Here is a 2,616-nt window from a genome sequence, read left to right on the forward strand (position 1 = left end):
CTGCCATTCGGTTGGCAGCTTTACACCCTGAACCTGACGGACGATCTACTCGCACGATTGGGCCCTAGCTGCCATTGCCCGGCGGAATCGCCAATTTGCTGCCTAAACCTCCCCGGGCGTGCTGAACGTCCGAGGGAAAGACAAAAAACCGCGTCTCCGATCAACGAGCCATAAGCCCGTCGCCGCCGGCTCGACTCGCCAGCAGCCCCGATCAACTCAGGAATATCGAAACGGTCGCGAGAGGCCGGCTACCGGTGACGGGACTTATCAGTCTGGATCATCGTGCAGCGACCGCGAAGTGACAGGCTGCGTAGTTGCAACCATGCCGCTCTCAAAATTCAGGACAGCTCCAGAGAACGCTCGCGCTATTTCACTCGCAGACATGCGGGGCCTCGCACTCCGCGTACGCGCTCTTACCCAGCATGGGCGACAGGCAGATTGGTCCGAGATTCGTCCGAATTCAAATTTAAGTTGAATTTTCGCACAAATCGTGCAAAATTGTGCTCCAAGCTAGGAGGTAACTATGTTGGTCGAATTTCGCGTCCGGAACTTTCGATCGATCCGGGACGACATGTACCTGAGCATGGCTGCGAGCGCGGACAAGGAAAAGCGGGAGTCGAACACGGCTCCCTCAGGTGCGGCGAGCGTTCCCGATCTGCTGCGCTCTGCAGCCATTTATGGGCCGAATGCAAGCGGAAAATCCGCCCTGATTGGGGCCATGCAACTTGCGCAATCTGTGGTCGCAACATCGGCGACGCTCATGCCGGGGCAACCGCTCGCGCATATTCCATTCAAACTCGATCCGGAATGCGCTTCGGCGCCCTCCGAATTCGAGTTCACCTTCGTGCTCGAGGGCACGCGGTACCAATACGGCTTTTCGCTCACATCAGCGGGAATCGCTGAGGAGTGGCTGCTGGTCTACAAGACGCACCGGCCGCAGATATGGTTCGGGCGCAGCTACAATGCCCCGGCGAACACCGACGATTACAGGTTCGGCCCTTCGTTGAGTGGCCCGAAGAAGGTATGGCAGGACGCCACTCGGCGCAACGCGCTGTTCCTTTCCACCGCCGCGCAGCTAAATAGCGAGAGCCTGCTTCCCGTCTACAACTGGATCGTGAGCAAGCTGTTCGTTATTGCGGCTGGCATGCAACCATCGTTTGATCAATCGACAGCATGGATCTCGCAGACGCAGAGCAAGCAACTCCTGCTGAAGTTTTTAACGTCGGCGGACATTGGCATCTCGGATCTGGGCCTCGAAGCACGTCAATTGCATCACTTCAATGTCGACCTTCGCAACGGCCGACCGGAGCAGACTATCGCTGAGTCGGAAGTGCAATTCCCGGTCTTCACCCACTCGGGACCGAAAGGCCAGGGAAAGTTTCAGATCGAGGAAGAATCTACGGGGACGCAGCGTCTTTTCGCATTTGCAGCACCAGTGATTGAAGCGTTGCAAACGGGACGCACTATCGTCGTCGACGAACTGGATGGGAGCCTTCACACGCATATCGTCCGCTTCCTGGTCGATCTGTTTCATCACCTTCCGCCGAAAGGCGGCCATTCAGCGCAGCTCATCTTTACGACTCACGACACGGCGCTGCTCGACGCGGGGATTTTCCGCCGCGATCAGATCTGGCTGATGGAGAAACGTCCCGACCAGTCGAGCACCTTGGTGCCGCTCTCGGACTTTTCGCCGCGCAAAAATGAAGCGATCGAGCGCGGCTATCTGCAGGGGCGATACGGCGGATTGCCGATAACGACCGACTTCTGGTTCGCGGAGGAAGGTTTTGGCGCGTGATGATCATCCACGCCTGCGACGTGCACGCAACATTGAGCGGAAGGAGGCACGTTGGGAAGCATTCGATCGGATTCTGATCGTCACCGAAGGCGAAAAGACCGAAGTTAACTATTTCGAAGAAATTCGACGCGAGTACAGATTGCCGTCGGCTGCGGTCCATGTCTGCCCGGCAGACGGCACCAATCCGTTGCAGGTTGTGAACTACGCGTCCGATCTCTGCGTGAAGACGCACGAATGGGAACGCGTCTACGCCGTTATCGATCGCGACGATCATGCTCACTACGACGAGGCCCTTAGAGTGGCAGCGCAGCTTGACGGTACGCACAGGAACGACGAAAAGAAGCCGATTATGTTTCGAGTTGTTCCGTCAAACCCTTGCTTCGAGCTATGGTTGCTGCTCCATTTCCAGCGTTCCGAAGCGCACATCCATCGCGACGACGTCGTTCGGCGTCTCGACGGCCACTTGAACGGCTATCGAAAAGGAGGGCGGGGCTTGTTCGCCAGGACCCGGCACGGACTCGATGCGGCGTATGCGAACGCTCAGCGACTACGCGAGCAACTTGAACGGCCGGGGCAAAATCCGTCCACTGACGTAGACGTCCTCGTTCGGTTGCTCACTACGCTCCGTGACCAGAGAATTGACTGACCGCCGAACAATCGACCGGGCATTCTTCTTCCAGACATTCACCGTTGGCGTCAACCGAAGCAAATAGCGCGTCCATCCGATTTGCTGTCGTATGGAAGGTGCGTGATTGGATGGCCGAAAGAGAGTCGTTAGCCGACATAGCACTCTGAAGATTCGGTCGTCGGCTTCGGGTCGA

2 protein-coding genes are annotated in these 2,616 nt (G+C 57.5%); both read left to right on the forward strand.

Translation table 11 applies throughout. The annotated features are described in order from the left end of the window. The first annotated feature begins 523 nt into the window (after positions 1-523). Entirely contained in the window at positions 524-1,795 is a 1,272-nt protein-coding gene (locus tag DVS29_RS36640) for an AAA family ATPase (protein WP_118186221.1), read from the forward strand. Further along, positions 1,785-2,441, forward strand: a complete 657-nt coding sequence (locus tag DVS29_RS36645; protein WP_118186223.1) for an RloB family protein — start codon at positions 1,785-1,787, stop codon at positions 2,439-2,441. The genes DVS29_RS36640 and DVS29_RS36645 overlap by 11 nt, the downstream gene beginning before the upstream one ends. Positions 2,442-2,616: the final 175 nt, after the last annotated feature.

It is taken from the genome of Paraburkholderia phosphatilytica, assembly GCF_003443895.1.
GTDB lineage: Bacteria > Pseudomonadota > Gammaproteobacteria > Burkholderiales > Burkholderiaceae > Paraburkholderia > Paraburkholderia phosphatilytica.

Coding starts and splice junctions, on each gene's coding strand:
- DVS29_RS36640 (WP_118186221.1), top strand. CDS start 524: ATGTTGGTCGAATTTCGCGTCCGGAACTTTCGATCGATCCGGGACGAC.